The sequence below is a fragment of the Ignatzschineria sp. LJL83 genome (genome assembly GCF_054871845.1).
The window spans coordinates 58,294-84,081 of sequence record NZ_JBTXLY010000011.1 but is presented as its reverse complement, the minus strand read 5'-3'; the positions used below and the strand labels follow the sequence as shown (position 1 = coordinate 84,081).

The window sequence follows — 25,788 nt, the reverse complement described above, 5'->3', positions numbered from 1 at the left end:
ATTATTAATACCTAATAAGTAAGGAATAATTGTATATATGGCACGATTTTTTATTGATCGCCCGATCTTTGCATGGGTTTTGGCGATTTTAACAATGTTTATCGGACTTTTAGTTGTCCGAAACATGCCAGTTGCACAATATCCTGAGATTGCACCTCCGAAGATTTCTATTTCAGGGGTTTATCCAGGAGCGAGTGCGGCAACCGTTGAAGAGAGCGTTACGCAGGTTGTTGAGCAGAGTATTTCTGGGCTTGAAGGCTTTAGATATATGGATGCGCTGAGCTCAAGTGTGGGAGTATTCCAAATTAACCTCACATTTGAACAAGGGGTTGATCCAGATATTGCCCAAGTTCAGGTGCAAAATAAGATTCAGCAATCCTTATCAAAATTACCGCAAGTCGTTCAGCAACAAGGTGTGACAGTTGCGAAATCAAGTGGTTCATTCTTAATGGTTGCAGGATTCTTCTCGCCGGATGGTTCGATGAGTTCCGGAGATTTAGGAGACTATGTTTCTTCTACTTTGCAGGATCAGATTAGCCGATTGCCGGGCGTTGGAGATGTTCAATTCTTCGGTGCAAGTTACGCGATGAATGTATGGGTTGATCCAATTAAATTGCACAAATACAACATGACAACCATTGATGTTGTGAATGCGATTCGTGAGCAAAACTCTCAGGCAACTTTAGGAAACTTAGGGGCATTGCCGGCAGATGAAGGGCAGTTGATTCGCTATACGGTCACATCACAATCTCTGTTAACGAATGCCGAAGATTTTAAAGCGATTCAGCTTCGTGTAAATGAAGATGGAAGTGAGGTGTTATTATCGGATGTCGCAAGAGTGGAGCTTTCTCCTGAAAATGAGAACTTCAGCGTAAACTATAATGGCATGCCGGCATCGGGTATCGGGATTAACTTAGCATCAGGTGCGAACGCACTAGATACGGCGAATACCGTTAAAGAGTTTTTAGCAAAAGAGAAACTCAATTTTCCATCGGGAATGGATTACACCTATCCGTATGATACAACGCCATTCGTTGAGCAATCGGTAGATGGGGTTGTGCAGACGTTAATTGATGCGATCATCTTAGTATTTATCGTAATGTTCCTCTTCTTGAAGAACTTACGAGCAACGATTATTCCATTATTGGCAATTCCTTATGTACTTGCCGGAACGATGTTAATCCTTAATATGTTTGGGTTTAACCTCAATACATTGACGCTGTTTGCATTAGTTCTCGCCATCGGATTACTCGTAGATGATGCGATCGTTGTTGTAGAAAATGTTGAGCGTTTAATGGAAGAGGAAGGTTTATCACCATTAGAAGCAACTCGTAAATCAATGACACAAATTACCGGCGCCTTAATCGGAATCGGGGTTGTACTCTCTGCAGTATTCGTACCAATGGCATTCCTTGGCGGAGCTTCTGGGGTTATTTACCGTCAGTTCTCCATTACGATTATTACGGCAATGTTGCTCTCGGTATTGGTAGCGATTATCTTTACGCCAGCACTTTGTGCAACGATTCTTCGTCGTCCTGATGATCATTCTGAGCCAACATCATTGATTGGTAAATTCTTCAGTAAATTATTCGCACCGATTACGAAAGTGGTATTTGTTGTCGTCACATACTTCAACTTAGGATTTGATAAGTTAAGTGGCGGTTATTCAGTGATGATTCGCCGTATCTTGAAACATCCATTTATGGCAATCGTGATTTTGGTCGTAGGGTTAGGCGTGATCGGACAGCAGTTTATGCAATTGCCGAAGAGCTTCTTACCAGATGAAGACCAAGGTATCTTGATTGGAATGGGGATTAACCCAAATGGTACATCGCTTTTACAAACAAATATTCCACTTGAAAAAGTGACGAAATATTTAATGGAAGAAGAGAAAGATACTGTTGAAGCAGTAATGACAATCGGTGGATTTAGCTTTGCCGGACAAGGAAGTGAGCAATCCCTCTTCTTTATTCAGTTATTACCTTGGGATCAACGTACCACTGAAGCGCAATCAATCGAAGCGTTAACAGGACGTATTCAGGCATTCTTTAGAACAATTCCAGAAGCGCAAATGTTCGTATTCAGTCCACCGCCGATTATTGAGCTTGGAAATGCAACGGGCGTAAGTTTTGTACTGCAAGATACGCTCGGTTTAGGTCATGATGCATTGGTGAACTCAGTGAATACCTTTATTGGTCACGCTGCGCGTTCTGAAGACTTAAATATGGCAACGTTAAGACCGGGCGGTCAGTTTGACTCAGGGCAATATCATATTGATATCGACCGTGAGAAAGCACAGGCTTTACAGGTTTCTATCGGCGATATTAACCAAGCATTATCCATCGCTTGGGGCGGAATGTACGTGAATGACTTTATCGATCGTGGTCGAATTAAGCACGTTCAAGTACAAGCAGATGCGCCATATAGAATGATGCCGGATGACTTTAATAGCTGGTATGTCCGAAATGCAAAAGGAGAAATGGTACCGTTTAGAGCGTTTGCAAGTGGTCGTTGGAGTTATGGTCCACCACAGTTAAACCGTTTTAATGGTTTCCCATCATTCCCAATTTCGATTGAAGCAGCAGAGGGTAAAAGTACCGGTGATGCAATGGCGGCAATTGAAGCGATTGTGGCAGAAAACTTACCACAAGGCATTAACGTTTCATGGACAGATACTTCCTATGAAGAGCGTGAATCAGGCGATTCACAAACAGCATTGTTATTGGTATCTATCTTCATTATCTTCCTAAGTTTAGCAGCGCTTTATGAATCTTGGAAAGTTCCAATTTCTGTTCTCTTAACAATTCCTGTGGGATTAGTCGGAGCAGTGATTACGGCAAGATTATTAGGTATTGAAAATGACGTTTATTTCCAAGTAGGAATGTTAACGACGATCGGTTTAACCTCGAAAAATGCCATCTTAATCGTAGAGTTTGCAAGAGACTTGGTGAGATCTGGATTAGGCGTTACAGAAGCGGCAATTCAGGCAGCGAATGAGCGTTTACGTCCAATCTTAATGACATCTCTCGCATTCGGTATCGGTGTTTTACCGTTAGCATTATCAACGGGTGCCGGTTCAGGTGCGCAAAACGTTGTAGGTCGAATTGTTGTGGGGGGTATGATCGGAGGAACGTTGTTAGTTCTCATCTATACGCCAGTATTCTTCATGCTTTTAAATAAAGAACAGAAGAAAACTCAAGGTGAGGATAAACCTAAAGAGATAGATGAATCTGTAGCTTCTTCTGCCTCATAAGATTCTTTAAAAGAAGTTTATACATAAGAAGCTTATAAATATTCAAAACCCCAATATCCTAAAAGATATTGGGGTTTTTATTTACCAATAAATCTCCCATATAAAAATTTTATTACTAGAGAAGTATTCTTTTAATAACATTAATATGTTATTTAATTAATATTATCTTGTAATATTTAACAGATATTTATTGATCTATTGTTGATCGTACTTAAAGGCAGGGAGGTTTTTATGAAAAAATATTTTATTGGGCTGATGGTTGTCGTAATTGCGGGATGCAGTAATGTTAAACCACGACATGAAGTAATGGATAATAGTGATATTGCGTTATTGAATCAGTGTGAAGAGATTCAAAATGCATTTGAAGATACTTCTACTAAATTGGCTGATCTAAATACTCAAAAGTTGGGAGCTGATGCAGGAAATGCGATGAACACTGCAGGAGGTTTATTAAGCCTTAATCCATTGGCAGCACTTGATCACACAAGAACAGGAGATTTAGAAGTTGTTATTGTGAATTATTCTGAGCGCTTAGATCTATTGAAAAAAAGAGCAACACAGAAACAGTGTACGATTACGGTTGTTGAAGCAAATACAAAGTAGAAATACAAAGTAGTTATAACAGAACTTATTCCAGAAACTATTCACATTGAGATTGGTAGATCAAAAAAAACCTCTGATAATGGATCATATCAGAGGTTTTTTTGAATTTTTATTGGGCTGACTTTTAGAGCTTAAGCTTCTTTACGAAATGCGATTGCTTCGATTTCTACTAAAGCACCCATTGGCAATGCTCCTACTTCAAAGCATGAACGTGCAGGTGCATTTTCTGTGCCGAAGAATTCTGTGTAAACTTCGTTAAAGTGTGCAAAATCATTGATGTCATCAAGATAGCAAGTCACTTTAAGGACTGTTGAAAAATCCGCATCCGCAGCTTCTAAAATCGCTTTAAGGTTTAAGAGCGCTTGTGCTGCTTGCTCTTTAATGCCACCTTCTGGAAACTTCATTGTTTCAGGATTTAAAGGTAATTGTCCTGAAGTAAATACGAGATTCCCAAATGCATTTCCTTGTGAGTAAGGACCAACTGCTGCTGGCGCATGATCAGTATTGATGATTTTTTTCATAATTTTTTCAACTCTATCAATTATATAAATGAATCTATTTAAACAAATAACCCTAAATCAATTTACCTAAACTAATTTCTTAACACCAATTTATTTAAACAGAGCTGTATCCACGATTTTTCAAAGGGAAGCTATCTTAGCAGTTTTTACCGCATTGATCTTCGTTTTATCGTATTAATAATCCCCGATCGGTTGTATCGGGGATTGTCATTTTTGGAATTTTTGGGGAATTAAACACCCATGCAGATATTAGTCGCACGCATCGTTTTAATAAGCGGATGATCAATCGGCAGTAAACGAGGTTTGCCGGCAACTTCAGAAAGTGGAACAGGCACAAGCACTCGACCTTGCTCTGCAACCATCACACCAAAGCGGCCTTCTTTGATAAACTCCACGGCTTTTGTACCACATTGCGTTGCAAAGATGCGGTCAGTTGCCGTAGGAGACCCGCCTCGGCTCACATAACCTAACGTTGTAAGACGTGATTGCATGCCGGTAAGTTCTGGAATACTATCCACAAGTTTTACAGCTTCAGCATGCTTTTTAGGCGTTAATCCGAGTTTATGGTTTTCTTGAGAAATTGCCCCTTCTGCCACAACTAACAGCGCAGAGCGGCGATTACGGATATTGTTACGAATGTAATCCACAATGGCTTCTAAAGAGTAAGGAATTTCAGGAATCAAGCAGATATCCGCAGATCCAGCAAGCGCAGCACCAGCAGCAAGCCATCCGGCATCTCTGCCCATGACTTCTAAAATCATTAAGCGGTGATGAGAATCCGCCGTTGTGCGAAGTCTATCAAGCGCCATCACAGATACTTGAACAGCCGTATCATAACCAAAGGTAATATCCGTATGCGCAATGTCATTATCAATGGTTTTTGGAAGGGTAATGACCGGAATGCCTTTATCGTGAAGATAAGAAGCAAAGCGTTGCGTGCCATCTCCACCAAGGCAAATGAGCGCATCGAGCTCTAATTCTTCGAATGCAATTACACAAGCATCCACTGCTTCTTCCGTATTATTCGCTCTACCGCCACCGCGACCTGTTCCTAAAATTGTGCCACCAATGCCGGCAATGCCGTAAACATCTGCAAAGGTTAATTCATTATGCGATTTTTCAGCTAATCCAACAAAACCGTCGTGAATTCCTGTAACTTTCCAACCTTGATTAAGCGCTGAAAGAGTGACTCCTCGAAGTGCTGCGTTGAGTCCTTGGCAATCTCCTCCGGCGGTTAAAATTCCAATATGTTTTTGTGACATTTTAATCGTTACTCCTCTGTGTCTTCTTCGTGCCAAATGTGATTAATTTGAATCGGATGTGCAATTTTTAAAGCGCTATTTTGATGTTCTAAACGAATGACGGCAAGCGCATGATTGCCTTCACTATATACGATTGTGCCGGCATCTTGGTCATTTTCATTGAGAATCTTGACATTAATTGATAATTCTTCCGGCATTTCAGTTGTGATTAATGCCAAACGTCTTTTGTGTTTTCCTAAATATTGCATTCTAGCCACAATTTCTTGACCTGTGTAACAGCCTTTTTTAAAGCTAATGGCTTGCAGCAGATCAAGGCTTAACATTTGCGGCACATATTCTTCGCTGTTTTCAGCAGTAATCCAGGGAATGATGAGTTCTTTTGGTAATGTGGCAAGATCTTCAGCAGAAGGTTGATCAAGCGTGATGGTCACTTTTGATCGAAAGATGAAAATCGCAAGATGTTTTTGGATTTTTTCCGCTAAAGATTCCGGCAAAAGGAGATGAAATGTTTCATCATCCACTTTAATCGCCCAAAAAAGAGAAATCACTCGACCTTGACGATTACAAATTGCCGAAAGACCGCAATCTGAGCCATCATTGTTGATGAATGAAAGTTTGTTCATATCTGCGGTTGTCTGCCCTTGCAGAAAGTTTGCGGCATCTTTTCCAGATACGACTAATCGGCTTAATTGAATAGACATAACATCATTCTCCTTAATGAATAAAGTGGGCAATAAGTGATGGGATAAATAAAGGATTCAGGATGTTGCGAATTCTTTATTAAAATAGCGATCATCGCTTATTTCAGATACCTTATGATAGACTAAATGAGGTTATATACCTATTGATTCGGCAGATTTTACTGCGAATGTATCTCAAGATTATCTCAAAGGGGGAGAATGATATGAGCTATCAAGTTGTGGGGTATCCGTTATGCCCATTTGTACAGAGAGTGTTGATTACGTTGAATGAAAAAGCGGTCAATTATGAGCAAATTTGGCTCGATCCGCATGGAGAATTGCCGGAATGGTTTCAAGAATGGTCACCGCTTGGAAAAGTGCCTGTGATGAAAGTCACAACAGGAGAAGTGCTCTTTGAATCCATGGCGATTGTGGAATATATCGAAGAGCAGAATAAAGTTCCTTCTATTTTTGCGAGATCTGCACCTAAAAAGGCACTGCAGAGAGCTTGGGCTAGCGTTGCCGGGGATCTCTATGGGCCGCAATATATGAGTATGGCGGCAACAAGCGAAGAAGAAGTGACGAAGTATTTCGACATCATGAAAGCGACTTTACGCATTCTAGAAGAGAAGTGTGGCAAGACCTATTTTAGTGGAGAAGCATTATCGGCAATCGATATTGTGCTTGCACCGATGTTTATTCGCTTTGATGTTGTCACAACGGTTCGTGGCAGTAATATTTTAGAAGATTTTCCAAAGCTTCAAGCTCTGAGCGATAAGCTTTTAACCCATGACTCTGTGTCTAAAATTATTGCCGGCGATTGGCAATCTGTATTTATCGAAACCCAGAAACAACGAGGCGGCATTATTTTTAAAGATAGATAAACTAAAGATTTATTTATTTTATGTTTTAATATAGAAGATATTAAAACGTGTAATAGGAAAGGTTATGAAAGGATCTTACCTATTATTGATCAGGGACTTATTAAAAACAGTTTAAAGTGTGATAAGGAACTCCAAAGATCATATAAATATTCATAATATTGCTAATAATGTTTTATGACATCATTAGCAATATTTTTTGTTTAATGACTGAGAATTTCTATTATCTATTAAAGAGCACTATCTTTGTTAAAAGGATTCATTATGAGACCGTTATTTGCCTATTTTTCTGAAGCGGCATTAGAGAATAACCTCACTATCTTGAAAGCTAAGGCACCTAATAGTCAGTATTGCGCTGTTATTAAAGCGAATGCTTATGGACACAGAGTCGAAAACTTCATTCCCACGCTTAATCGTACTGTAGATTATATGGCAGTTGCCATGCGAGAAGAAGCCGATGAGATTCGTGAGAAGGGTGGAATATTACCGATCCTTCTTCTAGAAGGCGTATTTTCAAAAGATGAATATCAGATCGCCAGCGAGAACAACTATTGTGTTGCCATAGCCAATCATCAGCAATTATCAATGTTAAAACAAATGCCGTTAGCAACACCGATCTCGATTTTCTTGAAAGTCGATACCGGCATGCACCGTTTAGGATTTACGCCAGAAGAAGCACCTAGTATTGTCAAAGAACTGCAAGCCTTAGCATCTGTTTCATCGATCACGCTAATGACACATTTTGCGACTTCGGATGAGAAAGATTCGCCACTTTTCCTCAAGCAAATTGAGCGTATGCAAACATTAGATGCTTTAGGTTTGCCACAAACGCTTGCGAATTCTGCAGCGCTCTTAACATGGCCGGAAACCCATCATGATATTGTGCGTATGGGAATTTCTCTTTATGGTATTTCTCCTATTGATCAAACAACCGGTAAAGATTTTCAGTTACAACCGCTTTTAACCTTAGAGTCAAGAGTCGTGCATTCTACCGAAATCGAAGCAGGGGAGAGCGTGGGTTACGGTGCGAAATTTGTTGCGCCGGAAAAAATGCCCATTGGCGTTATTGCTTGTGGTTACGCGGATGGTTATCCTAGAGAAATCACAGAAGATGCGTATGTTTTAGTGGGAACTCATCGAGCAAAGATTTTGGGAAGGCCAGCGATGGATATGATGATGATTGATCTTCGAGAAGTGCCCAAAAAGGCGTGGGATGAGCCTGTAGAAATCTTTGGAGAAAATCTTCCTATTGAAAAAGTGGCTTTATGGGCGGGTACAATCCCTTATACAATTTTGACGCATATCGCTTCAAGGGTATACTTTTTGAATAGATAGTTTAGATTTTAAGTTTTTTTAGTTAAAATGAGTAGCAAAAATAATGGATTAGAAGATCATGGTTAGATTATAAAATTTAAATATCATAATATAATCATGAATGAATCAAATAGAATATATCGTAAAAACAGATCAATTTATTGCAGTAAATATTAAAGGGGAAGAAGATAATATGAAAGTCCGTATCTTATTAGCGTCAGCACTGCTTTTTGGAGCAGTTTCTAGCGCAGAAGCAGAGATTACAAAAGGGTTTTACGCTGGAGCAAGTTTAATCGGCGCTAAGCAGAAAGCCAAAGATATGGATGATTCAATTCATCCTCAAGCTGAGTTATTTACAAAGCATAAGGATCATAGAAGTTATGTAACAGGATCAGTTGCAGGAGGATATCAGTTTGATGATATTTTCCGTTTAGAGCTTGAATATGTGATTCCAAAGAAAAATGATTTCACAGCGTCAATTGGCGATGATTTTAGTTCGCATAAAATTAAAGGCCAACGTTTAATGGTCAATGCTTATGCTAGCTATCCTGTGAATGACACATTTTCTGTATATGGTAGTGCGGGATTAGGTTATGCACGTTTGAAATCTACAGGAACATTAGGTAGCTTTGGGCATTATGATTCTCACTCTAATAATAACTTTGCGTGGTCAGTAGGTGCTGGAGTTTCCTTTAAACCTATTAATAATACTTATGTTGATTTAGGAATTCGTCATGTAGATATGGGGAAAGCTAGAACAGGTATGAGCCAATTTGGTAGTAATGATGGGCAACTTCGCGCAAAAGTCGCAACGAATGAAATTACATTAGGTGTACGTTATATGCTTGGTGAATGGTATACAGAAGATGGTAATGCACCTTCTGAAAATATTTACGCAGATCACATTACGCCTGAGTTAAAAGAGAGCTTTGAGAAAACAGATTACGAAACAGGTAGCTTTAGAGAATCTCATGCACAACAACCGCTTAAAAAAGCAGATGGTACGAGCGTTCCAAGAGAAGTCATCTTTGTTGACTGGAGAGCCGCTCCTTACTAATCGTCAGCGCAATGATCTCTTTGAAGTGATCTATTGAATTTCAAAATAGAAATCAGAGTAGATTTATCATTAATCGAAAAAACAATAAAAAAGACCGCAATAAAGCGGTCTTTTTTTGTATTCTGATTTTCTTATTTTTTCGGCTATTTCGGTAAATGATTCAGGAAGTTTTGGTACGCAAATCCTTCAATTTCACTCTCAGTAAAATGCGGTTTTAATGCTTCAATGAGATTAGGAAACATCGAAGCATCGCTCAAATTTTCAACTTTAGATTCAATGCCATCAAAATCTGAACCAAAGCCGATATTCTGAAGACCGCCGAGAGAAATAATATGCTGAATTTGCGCAATCACATCTTCAATGCCGGCATTGCCACCTTCTTTGACGAAAGGCGGGCAGAAGACAATATGAATCATGGCATCTTTCGCAATCATGGCCTTTATCTGATCATCTGTGAGATTTCGGCGATGATTACAAATGGTGGTCGCATTCGAATGGCTCGCAATCGGGTATTTTGCGAGTTCCATCACATCCCAAAAGCCATTGGGATGAAGATGAGAAACATCGACAAACACATCATGTTCATTGCACCATTTCACTAATCGTTTCCCGAAATGGCTTAAACCTTTGCCACTCGCTTCGGCAACACCATCTGCCGCAAGATTGCCATTATTCCACGTTAAACCAATGGAACGAACGCCAAGTTCATAGAGAATCGTCAGTTTATGAAGATCATTACCAATGGCATCCACGCCTTCTAAGGTCAGAATCGCACCGATTTCATCATCCTTTAATTGTGCTAATTCATTCCAATGACGAATGAGCTTCATCTCCGGATTTTTCGCAAGCACTTCAGCATAAAAGTAGTGGATTTGATCGATCACTTCCTGAAATTGATTATTCGATGGAATAGAAGGAGAAACAAATATGGCAAATGCTTGGAGTTTTACCTTGCCTTGTTGCAGTTTCTGAAGGTTCACATCTAATTCCGGCGCATCTTTAAAGGAGAGTTTCCCTTTAGCATCCGAAAGCTTCATTAATGCATCGCAATGAAGATCAATTATTTTCATATTTTTCTCTCATAAATCTATTTTGATCAATATATTATTTTAATTCTAAATTATAGGCTGATTCATCGCTGGTCGAATGTTTGTATTCTTATGAATATTCCGTGCCAGTGATCTTAATCCTTTTTAGCATTCTTTAGAATGACAAACCGAAAGGGTGCTACTAACCTTTATGAACCGTTAAGCCGGCGAAGGTTTGCATGGTTGGCATAATCTCAATGCGATTCACATTCAGATGTTTTGGCTGTGTTGTTAACCAATAGAGAATATCGGCAATCTCTTTGCCGGTCACAGCTTCTACATTTGCGTAAACTGATGCCGCTTTGCCATCATCGCCTTTAAAGCGAATATTGGAGAATTCAGTTTCGCTACAAAGCCCAGGTTCTACGTTTGTGACACGAATATTTTTACCAATGAGATCCGCTCTTAGGTTTTGTGAGAAGCTTGAAACAAACGCTTTACTTGGGCCATAAATATTGGAACCATAATACGGATAAGTGCCGGCAGTGGAGCTGATATTGATGATATAACCATCATCACGTTTTACCATTTGTGGCAAAATCAGATGCGTAATATACGCAAGCCCGCGGATATTCACATTAATCATCGTTTCCCAATCTTGAAAATCCACGTCAAATGCCGGATTCAAATTGAGTGCAAGGCCGGCATTGTTGATTAACACATCGATTTGATCGAAAGGTTCTGGAAGATTCTCAACCCCTTCTTTAATGGATTCAAGATTACTCATATCAGCCGTTAGCGGGTAGAAGTTTTCGCCGAGTTCTGCTTTTAGCTCTTGCAGTTTATCGGTACGTCTTGCTAAGCCGATCACAGTATGGCCATGTTGAATGAAAAGTTTTGATGCTTCTAAGCCAAATCCAGAAGATGCGCCGGTAATTAAAATATTCATGATGGTGTTTTCCGTCCTTAAGTTGTTATATTTAAATGTTATCTCTGAAATTTTTATAAAATGAGTTTGAATCTCTTTTACAAGCTGATTTGTGGCGGGATGTAATGCTTGCACGATTATTAAAAGTGCGTGCCCGCAATCGAGGTTTTCGAATTTCTCACTTTAAGAAAAGATCGTGACTTATTCGGCATTTTGGCACTTGTAAGCGTTTCTGAAATGCCGTAAAAATGTCAGAAATTCATACTATCATGAATGATTATTGAATAAATAAAATATCCCGAGAAAAGATATCTTGAGGAAAGATATTTCAATAAAGAAGATTCGAAGTAATATTTTAAGCAAAGAAAAAGGCTCTGAATGAACAGAGCCTTTTTGAATCTTTCAAAATCATTGAAGTGATCTTATCCGATGGTATTATCAATCGTATGGTTTAATCATATCGTCTGATGATATATGTCTAAGCATTTACTCTTCAAAGAGCTCGTTGATCTCTTCGATTCTTGCAGAGTTTAAGAGCCATGTTTCTTCTAAGGTTTCTTGCTCTGTTTCGAATGCTTGTTTCTCATCGTTGAGCTTTTGAATCTCTTCCGGCGATTTTGTATCGTAGGTTGCCGGATCGCCGAGAATTTCATCAATTGCTTGAACCTTTTCTTCCAGTTTTGGCATCTTCTTTTCCGCTTGCTCAACTTCACGAGTTAAACGGCGAAGCTCTGCTTGCAATGCTTTTCGTTCTTCTCGATCTATTTGTTGTTTAGGCTTCTCGATTGTTTTTTCTTCTTTTTTTGTGGGACTTTTTTTTTCTGATCGATTCGCTTCTCGATTTTGCTCAATCAGATATTGGCGATAATCTTCTAAGTCGCCTTTAAATTCCGTTAAGCCTTTATTCGCCACTAACGTAAATTGATCACAACATAATTCGAGTAAGGAAGCATCATGGGAAACCATGAGCACACCGCCACTAAACTCCTGCAGGGCAAGAGCGATTGCTTCACGCATTTCGATATCAAGGTGGTTCGTCGGTTCATCGAGAAGTAAAAGATTAGGCTTTTGGAACACAATCATCGCAAGCGCTAAACGTGCTTTCTCTCCGCCGGAGAAAGGTGCAATTTTTTCGAGCACTTTTTCGCCGTGGAACCCAAAAGAACCGAGGAAGTTTCGAGCTTCCTGCATGGTAATGGCTTTATCTAACTGTAAAATGTGCCACACAGGATCGGCATCTAAGTTGAGATATTCCACTTGATGCTGTGAGAAATATCCCACACGAAGATGTTCGGATGCAATAATCATGCCGGAAGTCGGCTTGTTTTCGCCGGCGATCATCTTAATGAGCGTGGATTTTCCTTCCCCATTTCGACCTAAAACGCCCATACGCGTTTCCGGCGTAATGGTCATATTAATATTCTCAAGAATGTTGTGCTCGCCGTCATAACTAAACGATACTTCATCAAGACGAATGAGCGGATCCGGCAAACGATCCGGCTCTTGGAAGTTAAAGGCAAATTCGTTTTCAGCAACAACCGGCGCAATATCTTCGAGTTTTTGAAGCGCTTTCACACGGCTTTGTGCTTGTTTTGCTTTGGTGGCTTTTGCACTAAAGCGATCCACAAATTTTTGGAGATGCGCGCGAGTTTTTTCATTCTTTTCAAACTGCGCTTGTTGATGCGCAAGCTTTTCTGCTTTTAAGCGAAGGAAGCCGGTGTAGTTGCCGGTATAAGCCGTCGCTTTTTGTTGATAGAGATGAATGATATGCGTACAGATATTATCGAGGAAATCTCGGTCATGAGAGATCACAATTAAAATGCCGGCATATTGTTTTAGCCAATCTTCAACCCAAACCACCGTTTCAAAGTCCAAGTGGTTCGTCGGCTCATCGAGCAGTAAAATATCTGAACGGCACATGAGCGCCTTACCAATATTCAGGCGCATTCTCCAACCGCCGGAGAATTCCTTCACTTTCTTATGATAATCTTCCGCCTTAAAGCCTAAGCCAGCAAGAAGCTGATACGCTCGGCTATCGGCACGATATCCATCAATTTGCTCTAAGCGCGTATGAATATCACTGATTTTCATGCCATCGCCTTCTTCAAGCGCAATAAGCTCATCACGGCGAAGCTCTGCGAGTTCTTCATCACCGCTTAAGATATATTCAAATGCCGTAAGTTCCGTATTTGTGATCTCCTGCGCAACTTCCGCCATTACCGCTGTTTTAGGGATTTGGATATCGCCTTTATCGGGCTCTAATCTGCCTAAAATAGTGTTGAACAGCGTAGTTTTTCCCGTTCCATTTTTACCAACAAGACCAATACGCATCTTGGGAGTAACGGAGAAGCTAAAGCCATCAATCAAGATGTTAGCATTCATGCGGACAGTGAGGCCTTGGAATTCGATCATAGCAGTGATATTTTGTTTTTCAGTGAAGTAAGATGGGAATTATACCGAAAAATCGAAAAATAATAAGATAAGAATCAAAGAAGAAAGGAATCAGATGAAATTAGCAGAACAAGTAGTATTAGTCACCGGCGGTAATCGCGGTTTAGGTGCAGAAATTGCGAGATCTTTTGCCAAGGAAGGCGCAAAAGTGATTATTAATTATTATCAAAATGAAGCGCAAGCAGAAACTTTGGCAAAGCAGTTGTCGAGCGAGTATCAAACAACTGTAATCGCGCTTCAAGGCGATATTCGTCAGCGTTCTGATGTGGATCTGTTATTTGCGAAAGGAAAAGAGATGTTAGGCTCGCCAATCACAACGATTGTGAATAATGCATTGGTACATTTTAAGTTTGATCCAATCAATCGTAAAAATGCCGAAGAGATTCATTGGAGTGATTTTTTAGCACAATTAGAAGGGGCAGTACAAGGCTCTTTAAACGTGATTCAGGCAGGATTGGCGGATATGAAAGAGCATCAATTTGGGAGAATTATTAATATCGGCACGAACTTAGTGCAAAATCCTGTGGTTCCTTATCATGATTACAATACGGCAAAATCAGCGCTTCTCTCTTTCACAAGAAACATGGCAAAAGAGCTCGGTGCATTTGGCATTAATGTGAATATGGTCAGCGGTGGATTACTACAAACAACGGATGCAAGCAGTGCGACTTCTGACGAGATTTTTCAAATCATTGAACAAAACACACCGCTTGGAAAAGTCACAACGCCGGCAGAAGTTGCCGATACGGTACTCTATTTCGCATCTCCATGGAGCCGAGGCGTTACAGGACAAAATCTCATTGTCGATGGCGGTTTAGTGATGAACTAATAGTTTAAAAGCTAAATATCTATTTGGAATAAATTCATTTAAATGCGGGCGAGAAATTTTTCAAAGAATGCAAACTTTCTCTCCCGCCACAAATCAGCTTTTCTTAAACCAATTTCAAGCCTTTTGTACTACTGAGAAATCATTTTGCAGACTGCATGGCTTCCCACATTAAGAAAGCTTCTTTTGTGGCTTTGACATCATGGACTCGTAGGATTTTCGCACCTTTTTGAATGCTCCAAAGCGCAACGGCGAGATTGCCGGCAAGGCGATCTTTTGCATTGTCTACTTGTGTGACAGCGCCGATTAAGCGTTTTCGGGAAACGCCGACTAAATAGGGGAATGGGGAAGTTGTCAGCTGTTCTAACTCATGAAGCATGAGAAGCTGATCTTCTTGGGATTTATCAAACCCAAAGCCGGGATCTAAAATAATACGGGAAGCTTCAATGCCGTGTTCAAGGCAGAGTTCTGCTTTCTCCTGAATCTTTGTTTTTACGGCATTCGTAATTCCACCTTGAGATTGATAATACGCTTCGAGGTTTCCATCAATATGCATTTTTTCATGATTGCCGAGCATATGCATAAGAACGATAGCGACATTGGAATTGATTAGAACCTCCAAAGAACCTTCATCGCTGAGCGCCGTCACATCATTGATAATATCAATCCCTTCTTGCACCATGATTGCCATGGTTTTTGCTCTAAAGGTATCGATAGAGATTGGAATATCTAGATGCTTTCGAAGTTTCTGAATCACCGGCAATAAACGAGCCGTTTCTTCATCGCTTGTAATGGGATCTGCTTTGGGGTTCGTGGATTCAGCACCAATATCGAGAATATCCGCACCATCTTCAATCATTTCATACGCTCGATCTAACGCTTTTTCTGGATCAAAATAATCGCCACCATCTGAAAAAGAGTTCGGCGTTAAATTGAGGATTCCCATAATTTTAGGTTGAGAAAGATCGAGCGTTTTCTGATTGAAAGTAATATTCATAATGATGGTTTTTGCAGTGTTTGTTGTGAAATAGAGAGGAATGATTGAGTAATTATACTGAAATTGGAATGGAAAGGGCGGATTCATCGAAAGCATCGATGAAAGCTTATCTGTGTATTTTTTGAATTTCTAACGTAAGAAAGCTTAGTTCATGGCGGGAGGGAATGTTCTCGCTCATTTAGCGATCGAGTGCCCGCAGATTGGAAATTTCAAATGAATCAACATTGCTGGCGCGGGATTAGTGGAAGAATGCAAGCATTCGAACCAGCGATGAATCAGCCCTTATTATGCAATTGAAATTTCTTAAATCGTATTTATCCATAAGATATTTCGGCAGATAACAAGGAATAAAAAAGGATAAGAAAAAGAGCGTGTTTCAATAACTCTTCTTACTTATCCTTAATCTATTTTATTTCCGTTCCTGTTTTTAGATCAGGAAAGTATTCTGATACTCACTTATAGATTTCTACGAGGATCGGGATTGTTGGGTTTGTCAGGATCAACGATGGTTTCTGTGACAACTTCAGGAATCACTTCCTCCACTTCTTCCACGATTTCGGCATCCACAGCTTCTGCTTGAAGAGCACTTTGTCCGATTTTGTCGGTAGAAGCGATTAAGAGATCGCCATCGACAGGTTTAACATCTTTCGGACGATCATCCATCATTAAACTCATCGCTTCTTTAAATGCCGTTAATGCACCTTTATCATCGTTTTCAATGAGCTTGATTTCGCCTAATAAACGATATGCTTTTGCAAAACGAGGATCGAGTTGTAACGTTTTCTCAAGATGCTTTTTCGCTTCAGAATATTGCTGACTTCTAAAGAGAAGATGCGCCATTGTATATTGCGTGATTGCGCTATCAGGTTGCGTTTCGTGGAATCTTTTCGCATGTTTTAATAACTGCGGTTGGTCGCCACGATAGAGATGCGCGTAGGCAAGAATGAGCTTTTCATCTTGAGATTTATTGATCTCTTTTCGTAAAATCTCTTCTGCACGTTTTGTATCGCCCACATCTAATAAACGATTTGCGTAATGAATGAGAAGATCAGGATCTTGGCGCAGATATTTTGGAAGCTTGCTCCAAACTAAACGTAGCTGATCGGATTCCGAGCTGATTCTGCTTGCGTAATCAAAGAGCGCTTTATAGATATCTTGCGTAGATTTTGTAATATCATCGCTCGGTGTTAAGCGAGGAAGGGCTTTTTGCAGATTCGGTAATAATCTAAAAAGCGCTTCATGTTTGCCTTGACGCTGTAAAGAGAGCGCAAGAAGTAACGTTGCCGGATAGCTTTTGTAGCGTGTTAAGAGATCTTTAAGAAGCGTTTCTGCTTTATCATTTTCACCCACTTCCAGCAGTAATTCGGCGCGTTTTACTTCGGCAAATTCACGATCATGCTTCGAATCTGAAAGATCAATTTCACGCAGATAGCGATCTCGGCGATCTGTTTTCTGTAGCAATTGCGCCGCTTTTGCCGCACCAACATAGCAAAGATTTGGGCTTTTACTGCCTTTTGCTGCTGTTAAGAAGAGATCCTCGGCAACTGCCGGCTTATTCTCTAATAGCGCAAGCTCTGCTTTTGCAAATTGCTTTTCGGCAGTTTTCGCACGGCGATTGAGCGTGAAATGACGCATAATACTTGGCGTTCTAATGATGGTAATAATCACGCGGATAAGTACATAGATGATTGCGATCGTGATTGCTGCAAGAAGCAAACCACCAATAATCGTTGTATGAATGGTTTTTGGTCCAATTAAGGGGAAAGTGCCGGTAATCAGCACTTGTCCAGTATCATCTTTCACCATAAAAAAGAGCAAAATAGCTAAAATGGGAATGAGGATAATCCAACCAATTGATTTCAATAATTTTCCCATGATTATGCTCCTTTATATGCTCGAAGCGTTGCTTCAAAGTCTGTTAAAGTGCGTTTAATATTGGGCGGTGTGACATCTAATTTCGCATCTAATAACCATTGTAATTGTTGAATTGCTTCACGAACATCGGCATTATCTTCATCAAAATAGGTTTTTACCCATGTTTGTACCGTTTGTAAGGAGTTATCAAACACTGTGAACTGATCTTGCAACAGAGCCACTTTCGCTGCTGTCAGTTCTAACTGAATGTTTTGCAATAAGAAGAAACGATCCTCTTTTGCCATAAGTTCCGGTACTTCAGTGCGTTTATCCTCAATTACAACGAGATGTTTTAGGGAGCTTGTCAGTTTTTCTGTCCAAGTTTCGCCTTCAACAGCCCCTTGTTTGAAAATTTGATTCTTAAGATCGATCAATGCGCTATCGCTTTTCAGCGGGCTTTGTTGCATGAGCGCCATCACTTTTTCAAGCTTGCCGGTAATTGCCGGAATATCGATGGGCTGCAGAGTTTTGAGCTCGGCAATATTTGCTTCTAGCAATGTTTTCGTTTCGCTGAAGTTAATGCCATTGATTTGTGATAATCGATCAAGCGCTGTAGAAAGAAGCGTTTCGGCAGTTTGATAGTCGTTATCAAATTCTACTTTTTGTAGGGCTACTTTCAAGAGATAATCCACTTCTGCTGTGCGAAGCATCTCTAAATCGGTGATGTTTTTGATTGTAGAAATAAGCTCTTTTGCTTGATTCAGTACAACTTGTTGCTCTAACTCTTGCGCTGCGAGTTTTTTATCAAAACCATTGGCAATCGTGATTGCTTGATTGCTCACAGAAGCGATATTATCAATCTGATTACTCTTAGTGATAAGCGCTTGTTGCGCTGTTTTGAGATCATCAATTTGGCTTTGTAAACCTTTTGAAGAGCTTGCGAGCGCATTATTTAAGGTATCGTGGTTTTGAGCAACAACAGCAACTTGATTTTGTAGACTGCTATTATCCACTTGCGCGGATTTTTCTGTTTGTTCTTGCAGAGATTTGAGCGATTGCTGAAGCTTTGAAATCTCATTTTGTAAATTAGAGATGGTTGTTTTGTCGCTCTCAACGGTGCTTGATAATGCCGTGATTTGTGGGTTTGGCTCAATCACGCCTTTATAGTAACCAAAGCCGCCTAAGCCCAATCCACCTAAAGCTAAAATAAGTGCTAAATAGGTTAAGGATTGACCGCCTTTTTTAGAAGATGAAGAATCTTGAGATGAATGAAGAGATGTCGCTTTCTCTTTAATATCGTGTGCAGCCTCTTTTACTGTCTCTTCAATTTTTTCTTCTATTTTTTCGACAGATTCTTCAACCTTAGCAAGATTTTTATGATTTCTTCGATTCTTGCGATCAGGTTTCTGAGAAGAAGGATTCGTCTCTTCCGGCGCTGATGTCGCTTTGGAAGCTGTTTCTTCGGCGTTTGTAGAATCTACAACGCTCTCTTTAGAGATATCTTCATTTTTTTCTTGCTCTTGACTCATGGAGAGCTCCTTATTGCTATCTGGTGTGATCGTTAAAGGGGCGTCAATAGTGACAGCCTGAGATGAGAATGTGGTTTCAATCGCTTGCCAAAGATCATTTTCTAATGCGGATTTTGCAACAATAATATTGCTAAAACCTGCTGATTCGACAATGCTTTTTAATCTTTCACTGCCGACAAATATACCATTGATTGAAGATTTTAAACCATGATTCTCAATGAATGGTAAGAGGTTAGTAAAGGATTCTTGACTTGAAACAACAAGATATAGTTTGTGTGCGGCATCGGTAGTTTGCCATTTTACAATGGGTTCAATGTCTGGATTTTCCGGCGCGGTTCTGCGATAAACATCGCAATATTGACCTTGTCCGCCCATCTCATTAATCGCCGTATCAAGTAAGCGTCTGCCACCTTCGCCACTAATAATGAGAACGGATTGATCCTTCATCCCTTTTTTCTGAAGTGTTTTAACGAGTGCTTCAGAAGTATAGGGTTTTGGCGCTGTGATCACCTTTCGCTTACCAATATAGGGCTTCAATGCTCGCTCTGTTCCTGAGCCAATAGAGATAAAGGCCTGAATCTTTTGGAAATCGAGTTGCAACTGTTTTGCAAATTTCACAGAGTTGGGACTTGTGAAAAGGCAATAGTCATATTGCGAAGCGTTACTCAGCATTTCGATGGCTTTTGCTTGATCCATCGCCGGCGCAATATGAATGCCAGGAAGATCAAATGCCGTAAAGCCTTTTTTTGTCAGGCGATTGATAAAGTTTTGTGACTGCCCTTTGGGGCGAGTCACAATAATGCCAATATTGCCTAAAGAGGAAGGTGTATCTTGTCTATTAGCCATAAATTTTTTCTAGTATCTCTTTCGCACCACGTGAAAGTAAGTTTTCAGCAAGCGCCGTTCCTAATGCTTCTGGCGCATCAATCGAGCCGTACATTTCATGGAAAATGATGGTGCCATTGTCAAGATCGCCCACTAATCCACGTAAGCGAAGCCCTTTATCTGTGAGCTCTGCAAATCCTGCGATCGGCGCTTGGCAACCGCCATTTAATTTTGCATTAAACGCACGTTCTGCCGTGACACAAATGGAAGTATCGGTATCATTGAGCGTTTCGATAATATCGCGCACTTTTTTGTTATCAGTGACACATTCAATGCCGATCGCGCCTTGCCCAACTGCCGGAAGAGACACATCATCACTTAAATATTGCGTGATTTTATCCTCAAAACCTAAACGAATTAATCCCGCAGCCGCAAGAATAATGGCATCATATTCGCCATCTTCGAGCTTTTTCAAACGAGTATTCACATTACCGCGAAGATCTTTTAATTGCAGATCTGGGCGGATCGCAAGAAGCTGAACACGGCGACGAAGCGAGCAGGAACCCACAACAGCACCTTGTGGTAAATCTTCTAACGATGCGTAATTGTGAGAAATAAATGCATCACGAGGATCTTCACGTTTGAGGATGACCGGCACGCTGAAACCTTCCGGCAATTGTGAAGACATCGGTACATCTTTCATCGAATGAACGGCAATATCCGCACGACCTTCTAACATTGCAACTTCAAGCTCTTTAATGAATAAGCCTTTCCCGCCAATTTTACTGAGGGGAGAAGAGAGCATTTGATCGCCTTTTGTGGTCATTCCTAGAAGTTCCACATTCATCTCTGGGAAATGCTTTAAAAGTTCATCTCTAACATGATTGGCTTGCCAAAGGGCTAATGGGCTTTCACGTGTTGCAATAGTTAATTTCATTCAATGTATCCTGTTATTCTGAAATAGTGATTCTTGTAGATCATTTTGCATGTTGATATGAATGCATTGGGTATTATATATCGCCTTTTGTGAGCGATAGAAATGATCTGCGGTGATCAATGAATTTTGAATCATCGCTATAGTTTAATCAAAATCCTATTATATATATAATAATTTGGGTGAAACTTACAGGATTAGCGTAGCATAAAGTGATTTCCTGAGAGCTTTTAAAGAGTTAGGGATTTAAAAGCCAAAGAGATACAAATTAAAATAGGAAGATATCGATGCAAAATATTATTACAGTGGATGGCCCAAGTGGCGTTGGCAAAGGCACGCTTTCATTAAAACTTGCCACTCAGCAAGGCTGGCACTTTTTAGATTCTGGTGCAATTTATAGAGCGCTTGCGGTGTATGCACAAAGAGAACAGGTAGATTTAGAGAATGAGCCTCAGGTTGCTGAATTAGCTGAGCGTTTACCGCTGACATTTAAAGTAGAAGGGCAAGAGCTCTTGATCTTTTTAGATAATGAAGAAGTCACGGCAATCATTCGTGCGGAAACTACCGGTAATTTGGCATCGATTGTGGCAAAACATGGGAAGGTTCGTGAGAATTTACTGCAAAGACAGCGAGATTTTGCAGTAGCGCCTGGGCTTATAGCTGATGGCAGAGATATGGGAACAGCGGTTTTTCCTGAAGCGAAGCTCAAATTATTTCTCATTGCGAGCGCCGAAGTACGTGCAAAAAGACGTTATAACCAGTTGTTAGAAAGCGGTATTTACGCTAATATAGATCAAATTTTATCCGAGGTGGAAGCAAGAGATGAGAGAGATCGAACTCGAAGTGCTTCTCCTTTAGTGCCGGCAGAGGATGCGATCATCATTGATACATCCAATTTGAATGCTGATGAAGTGTTTGAAAAGGCATGGGCTGAGGTTCTTGAGAAATTTGCAGAAAACTAAATTTTAATCGAATTTAATAGAAGCAATTATTTGAAAACCTGATAAAATATCAAGAATTTTTCTGGTATCACAAAGTTTGAATTTTGAAAATCTCATCTAACAATGAGGATTCAAAAAGCTTTGTGAATTTTTTATTTACTTTAAACAAGTCGTAGGTAGGAAATCAAAGGTTGATTACTCCAATGTTTTAATTGAAGTAGCTTTGATATTAAACTCCAAAGTATCTATGCATTTTTAATTATATGTCATTAAGTTTTGCAGAATTATTTGAACAATCAATTGCCGAAGAACAAGCGCGTGAAATCGGTGGAATTATCCAAGCAACGGTTGTAAAAATCGAAAACGGTTTTGTAATCGTAGATGCTGGTCTTAAAAGTGAAGGCCGTATCTCAGCTGATCAATTCCAAGATTTAAATGGTGAGTTAGAAGTTCAGGTTGGCGATAAAGTTGACGTGGTACTTGAGTCACTTGAAGATGGTTTCGGTGAAACTCGTCTTTCTCGTGAAAAAGCGAAACGAGCAGAAGTTTGGGCGTTCCTTGAGAAAAAACTTGAAAATGATGAAATCATCAAAGGTATTATCTCAGGTCGCGTTAAAGGTGGATTCACTGTTGATATCGGTACTGAGCGTGCGTTCTTACCAGGTTCATTAGTAGACGTTCGTCCTGTTCGTGATATTGCTTACCTTGAAGGTAAAGAACTTGAGCTTAAAGTGATCAAGTTAGACCAAAAGCGCAACAACATCGTTGTTTCACGTCGTGCAGTGCTTGAAGAAGAGTATTCTGCAGAGCGTGAAGAACTCCTCAAAACACTTGAGGAAGGCGATGTGGTTAAAGGTATCGTTAAGAACCTTACAGACTACGGTGCGTTTATTGATCTTGGCGGTATCGACGGTCTTCTTCATATCACAGATATGGCGTGGAAACGTGTTCGTCACCCATCTGAAATCGTAGAAATCAATCAAGAAATCGAAGTTAAACTTCTTAAATTTGATAAAGAGCGTAACCGTGTTTCACTTGGTCTTAAACAACTTGGTGAAGATCCATGGAAAGATATCGCAATGCGCTTCCCAGCAAGCCTCCAAACTAAAGGTAAAGTTACTAACATTACTGATTATGGTTGCTTCGTTGAGATCGAGCCAGGTATCGAAGGTCTTGTTCACGTTTCAGAAATGGATTGGACGAACAAAAACGTTAACCCTTCAAAAGTTGTTACAGCTGGAGAAGAAGTTGGTGTTGTAGTTCTTGACATCGATGAAGAGCGTCGTCGTATCTCTCTTGGTATGAAACAATGCATGCCGAATCCATGGTCTGAGTTTGAAGTTAAATTCAACAAAAACGACAAAATCAAAGGTACTATCAAATCAATCACTGATTTCGGTATCTTCATTGGTCTTGACGGTGGAATCGATGGTCTTGTTCACCTTTCTGATATCTCATGGAGCGTTCCTGGTGAAGAAGCAATCCGTGAATTCAGCCGTGGTGATGAGATTGAAGCAATGGTGCTTGCAGTTGATTCTGAGCGTGAGCGTATCTCACTTGGTATCAAACAACTTGACCAAGACCCATTCTCTTCATTCTTAGCAGAACACGAGAAAGGTTCACTTGTTAAAGGTCTTATCACTGAAGTTGATGCTAAATATGCAGTAGTTGACTTAGGTAACGGCGTTGAAGGTAACCTTCGTGCAGCTGAAATTTCTTCTGATCGTGTTGAAGATGTTCGTAACATCTACAAAGTGGGCGAAGAACTTGAAGCACGCTTCATGAGCGTTGATCGTCGTAACCGTTCAATCGTTCTTTCTGTGAAAGCAGTTGACGAAGTAAGCCAACAAGATATAGCTGAATATGCGAACGAAAGCCAAGTAGCTACAACATTTGGTGATCTTCTTAAAGAGCAAATGAAACAACAATAATCCATTTTTACGATATGTAAAAAAAGTATTTGTTGAAAACCGCAAGGATGAATAGTCCTTGCGGTTTTTTTGTAAAGCCTTTGATTTTAAAGTACTAAAAAACAAAAATAAAACGAGATCTTCTTGCTTAATGACTTAATAGATTGTATTATTTATCAAAATATACATTTATTTACCAAATAATGGTGAAGTACAGTTACAAACAAAGTCTAGATTTAAGGAGAAAATATCGTGACTAGATCAGAGTTGGTTCAAAGACTCAGTGCTAAATATCCTCATTGTTCATCTACCGAGATTGAAAAGAGTGTTAAGAAAATTTTAGAGCACATTACAGATACACTTGGAGAAGGTGGTCGTATTGAGATTCGTGGTTTTGGAAGTTTTTCAGTCCGTTATCGTGAGCCGAAAATTGGTCGTAACCCAAAAACTGGTGATGCAGTAGAATTAAGCGGTAAATATACTACGCATTTCAAACCAGGAAAATTACTTCGTGAAAGAGTAGATGACAGTAGTGCAAGCTACCCATTACCAAAATAGTAAAAAAGCGGTAAAAGCAGTAATCAAAAGATCTTTCACAGGATGTGAATCATCACAAAAATTACAGAAATCAAAAAGAGCGTTTTGTTAAACGCTCTTTTTTTATCACAAATTACAGGTAGAATAGAGCTCTGTATGAAATATATGAGCGAAAAGAACCATGAATCAAGCAGTATTGCCGGATGAAATAATTTCTAATGAAAATGTCGTGAAAGGGAAAGAAGTCTACTTTATTATTCCGGCTGCCGGCGTTGGGAATCGTATGGAAGCGGAGATTTCTAAGCAATATCTAGAGATTGCCGGCAAAACGATATTAACGCATACCTTAAATTTATGGATTCATTGCGAAGCCGTGAATGGTGGCGTTGTGGTGTTATCGCCGGAAGATCAAACGTCGCTTGAAATTACGCATCCACGTTTATGGCAAACCGTGGGTGGCGCTACTCGTACAGATTCGGTGTTTAATGGCTTACAGTTTTTGGCAGAGAAATTATCTTCTGAGGGAAAAAACTTAGAAGATATTTGGATCGCTGTTCATGATGCCGCAAGACCGGGACTTCGGGAAATGGAACTTTCGCATTTTTTACAGCAAGTTGTGGAAGATGCACCTGAAGGTGGCGCAATTATGGCATTGCCGGCGCAAGATACGATTAAGCAAGTCAATGCGGATGGCAATATTGAAAAAACCTTAAACCGCGATCATATTTGGCTTGCGCAAACACCGCAAATGGCGCCATTAAGTCTTTTGTTATCTGCGACTCAAAAAATTATGGATGAAGGTGCAAATGTGACGGATGAAGCATCGGTTTTAGAGTATAATGGCTTCTTCCCAAAAGTTTACCGAGGTTATCATCATAATTTCAAGATCACATATCCTGAAGATCTACAATTAATGAACCTCTATTTTAGTGAGAGAAAACAATGCGAATAGGATTTGGATTTGATGTACATACCTTCAAAGAGGGTGATCATCTGATGCTTGGCGGAGTGAAAATTCCTTACACTAAATCATTTAAAGCGCATTCAGATGGCGATGTTGTGCTTCATGCGTTAACAGATGCGATTTTAGGTGCGGTAAAGCTTGGGGATATCGGAACACTTTTCCCAGATACAGATCCTGCGTATAAAGATATTGATAGCCGTAAATTATTGGTAGAAGCCTATCAATTGGTGCTCAATAAAGGGTATGAGATCGGGAACATTGATATTACGATTATGGCGGAACAACCAAAGATATTGCCGCATCGAGAAGCGATTGAGCGTGTGATTGCCGGCGATCTTTTAATTAGCCAAGATGATATTAATGTGAAAGCCACGACGATGGAAAAATTAGGATTTGTCGGTCGTGAAGAGGGAATTGCGGCGCAAGTTGCAGTCCTTTTAAAACGCAAGTAATCTAAAGCGTTCATCATATCAGTGATACATGATCTGAGGTT

General features: G+C 40.0%; 21 protein-coding genes. 11 read left to right on the top strand and 10 right to left on the bottom strand.

The features are described 5' to 3' along the window. Positions 1-37 precede the first annotated feature (37 nt). Together ACYSN2_RS08315 and ACYSN2_RS08310 are read left to right on the top strand one after the other, a co-directional pair. Positions 38-3,253, top strand: a complete 3,216-nt coding sequence (locus tag ACYSN2_RS08315) for an efflux RND transporter permease subunit (protein WP_461749790.1) — start codon at positions 38-40, stop codon at positions 3,251-3,253. A gap of 231 nt (positions 3,254-3,484) precedes the next feature. After that, entirely contained in the window at positions 3,485-3,856 is a 372-nt protein-coding gene (locus ACYSN2_RS08310) for a hypothetical protein (protein WP_461749789.1), read from the top strand. A gap of 131 nt (positions 3,857-3,987) precedes the next feature. Here ACYSN2_RS08310 and ACYSN2_RS08305 read toward each other — a convergent pair whose 3' ends face one another. From ACYSN2_RS08305 to ygfZ, 3 genes are all read right to left on the bottom strand, one after another. Next, on the bottom strand, positions 3,988-4,377 hold the full coding sequence (locus ACYSN2_RS08305; RefSeq protein ID WP_461749788.1) for a RidA family protein: 390 nt from the start codon (positions 4,375-4,377) through the stop codon (positions 3,988-3,990). Positions 4,378-4,607: 230 nt separating this feature from the next. Beyond that, positions 4,608-5,639: a 6-phosphofructokinase gene (locus tag ACYSN2_RS08300; RefSeq protein WP_461749787.1), complete on the bottom strand. Its 1,032-nt coding sequence runs from the start codon at positions 5,637-5,639 to the stop codon at positions 4,608-4,610. Positions 5,640-5,647: 8 nt separating this feature from the next. Then, positions 5,648-6,340, bottom strand: coding sequence for a CAF17-like 4Fe-4S cluster assembly/insertion protein YgfZ (ygfZ, locus tag ACYSN2_RS08295; protein WP_461749786.1), 693 nt, complete (start codon positions 6,338-6,340; stop codon positions 5,648-5,650). Between the two features lie 203 nt (positions 6,341-6,543). On the opposite strand from ygfZ, the gene ACYSN2_RS08290 reads away from it, so the two are divergent. The 3 genes from ACYSN2_RS08290 (at position 6,544) to ACYSN2_RS08280 (ending at position 9,571) form a co-directional block, all read left to right on the top strand. After that, positions 6,544-7,203 carry a glutathione S-transferase family protein gene (locus tag ACYSN2_RS08290; protein WP_461749785.1) on the top strand — a complete coding sequence of 220 codons (660 nt, stop codon included), beginning with the start codon at positions 6,544-6,546 and terminating at the stop codon, positions 7,201-7,203. 261 nt (positions 7,204-7,464) lie between these two features. Then, a complete protein-coding gene (gene alr, locus ACYSN2_RS08285; RefSeq protein ID WP_461749784.1) occupies positions 7,465-8,535 on the top strand; it encodes an alanine racemase in 1,071 nt (356 codons plus the stop codon). Between the two features lie 172 nt (positions 8,536-8,707). Next, a complete protein-coding gene (locus ACYSN2_RS08280) occupies positions 8,708-9,571 on the top strand; it encodes an outer membrane protein (protein WP_461749783.1) in 864 nt (287 codons plus the stop codon). Positions 9,572-9,714: 143 nt separating this feature from the next. Here ACYSN2_RS08280 and ACYSN2_RS08275 read toward each other — a convergent pair whose 3' ends face one another. The 3 genes from ACYSN2_RS08275 to ACYSN2_RS08265 form a co-directional block, all read right to left on the bottom strand. Next, positions 9,715-10,641: a dipeptidase gene (locus ACYSN2_RS08275; protein ID WP_461749782.1), complete on the bottom strand. Its 927-nt coding sequence runs from the start codon at positions 10,639-10,641 to the stop codon at positions 9,715-9,717. Positions 10,642-10,801: 160 nt separating this feature from the next. Further along, positions 10,802-11,548 (bottom strand): SDR family NAD(P)-dependent oxidoreductase, encoded by a 747-nt coding sequence (locus ACYSN2_RS08270; protein ID WP_461749781.1) that lies wholly within the window; start codon positions 11,546-11,548, stop codon positions 10,802-10,804. Between the two features lie 465 nt (positions 11,549-12,013). After that, positions 12,014-13,909, bottom strand: a complete 1,896-nt coding sequence (locus ACYSN2_RS08265) for an ABC-F family ATP-binding cassette domain-containing protein (protein WP_461749780.1) — start codon at positions 13,907-13,909, stop codon at positions 12,014-12,016. A gap of 124 nt (positions 13,910-14,033) precedes the next feature. Here ACYSN2_RS08265 and ACYSN2_RS08260 point away from each other — a divergent pair, with 124 nt between their 5' ends. Beyond that, entirely contained in the window at positions 14,034-14,807 is a 774-nt protein-coding gene (locus ACYSN2_RS08260) for a 3-oxoacyl-ACP reductase (protein ID WP_461749779.1), read from the top strand. 139 nt (positions 14,808-14,946) lie between these two features. Here ACYSN2_RS08260 and folP read toward each other — a convergent pair whose 3' ends face one another. The 4 genes from folP to hemC all read right to left on the bottom strand — a co-directional run bounded on the left by folP (position 14,947) and on the right by hemC (position 20,946). Continuing rightward, positions 14,947-15,888, bottom strand: coding sequence for a dihydropteroate synthase (folP, locus tag ACYSN2_RS08255; RefSeq protein ID WP_461749778.1), 942 nt, complete (start codon positions 15,886-15,888; stop codon positions 14,947-14,949). Positions 15,889-16,257: 369 nt separating this feature from the next. Continuing rightward, positions 16,258-17,676 carry a heme biosynthesis HemY N-terminal domain-containing protein gene (locus ACYSN2_RS08250; protein ID WP_461749777.1) on the bottom strand — a complete coding sequence of 473 codons (1,419 nt, stop codon included), beginning with the start codon at positions 17,674-17,676 and terminating at the stop codon, positions 16,258-16,260. 2 nt (positions 17,677-17,678) lie between these two features. Then, positions 17,679-20,030 carry a uroporphyrinogen-III C-methyltransferase gene (locus ACYSN2_RS08245; protein WP_461749776.1) on the bottom strand — a complete coding sequence of 784 codons (2,352 nt, stop codon included), beginning with the start codon at positions 20,028-20,030 and terminating at the stop codon, positions 17,679-17,681. Further along, complete coding sequence (gene hemC / locus ACYSN2_RS08240) at positions 20,023-20,946, bottom strand: hydroxymethylbilane synthase (protein ID WP_461749775.1); 924 nt, start codon at positions 20,944-20,946, stop codon at positions 20,023-20,025. The genes ACYSN2_RS08245 and hemC overlap by 8 nt, the downstream gene beginning before the upstream one ends. Positions 20,947-21,230: 284 nt before the next feature. On the opposite strand from hemC, the gene cmk reads away from it, so the two are divergent. The 5 genes from cmk to ispF all read left to right on the top strand — a co-directional run bounded on the left by cmk (position 21,231) and on the right by ispF (position 25,747). Further along, entirely contained in the window at positions 21,231-21,905 is a 675-nt protein-coding gene (gene cmk / locus ACYSN2_RS08235) for a (d)CMP kinase (RefSeq protein WP_461749774.1), read from the top strand. A gap of 242 nt (positions 21,906-22,147) precedes the next feature. Further along, positions 22,148-23,815: a 30S ribosomal protein S1 gene (gene rpsA, locus ACYSN2_RS08230; protein WP_461749773.1), complete on the top strand. Its 1,668-nt coding sequence runs from the start codon at positions 22,148-22,150 to the stop codon at positions 23,813-23,815. A 231-nt stretch (positions 23,816-24,046) separates the two neighbouring features. Further along, on the top strand, positions 24,047-24,352 hold the full coding sequence (locus tag ACYSN2_RS08225) for an integration host factor subunit beta (protein WP_461749772.1): 306 nt from the start codon (positions 24,047-24,049) through the stop codon (positions 24,350-24,352). 160 nt (positions 24,353-24,512) lie between these two features. Then, positions 24,513-25,283 carry a 2-C-methyl-D-erythritol 4-phosphate cytidylyltransferase gene (gene ispD / locus ACYSN2_RS08220; RefSeq protein WP_461749771.1) on the top strand — a complete coding sequence of 257 codons (771 nt, stop codon included), beginning with the start codon at positions 24,513-24,515 and terminating at the stop codon, positions 25,281-25,283. Continuing rightward, positions 25,274-25,747: a 2-C-methyl-D-erythritol 2,4-cyclodiphosphate synthase gene (ispF, locus tag ACYSN2_RS08215; protein WP_461749770.1), complete on the top strand. Its 474-nt coding sequence runs from the start codon at positions 25,274-25,276 to the stop codon at positions 25,745-25,747. Before ispD ends, ispF begins: the two co-directional genes overlap by 10 nt. Positions 25,748-25,788 lie beyond the last annotated feature (41 nt).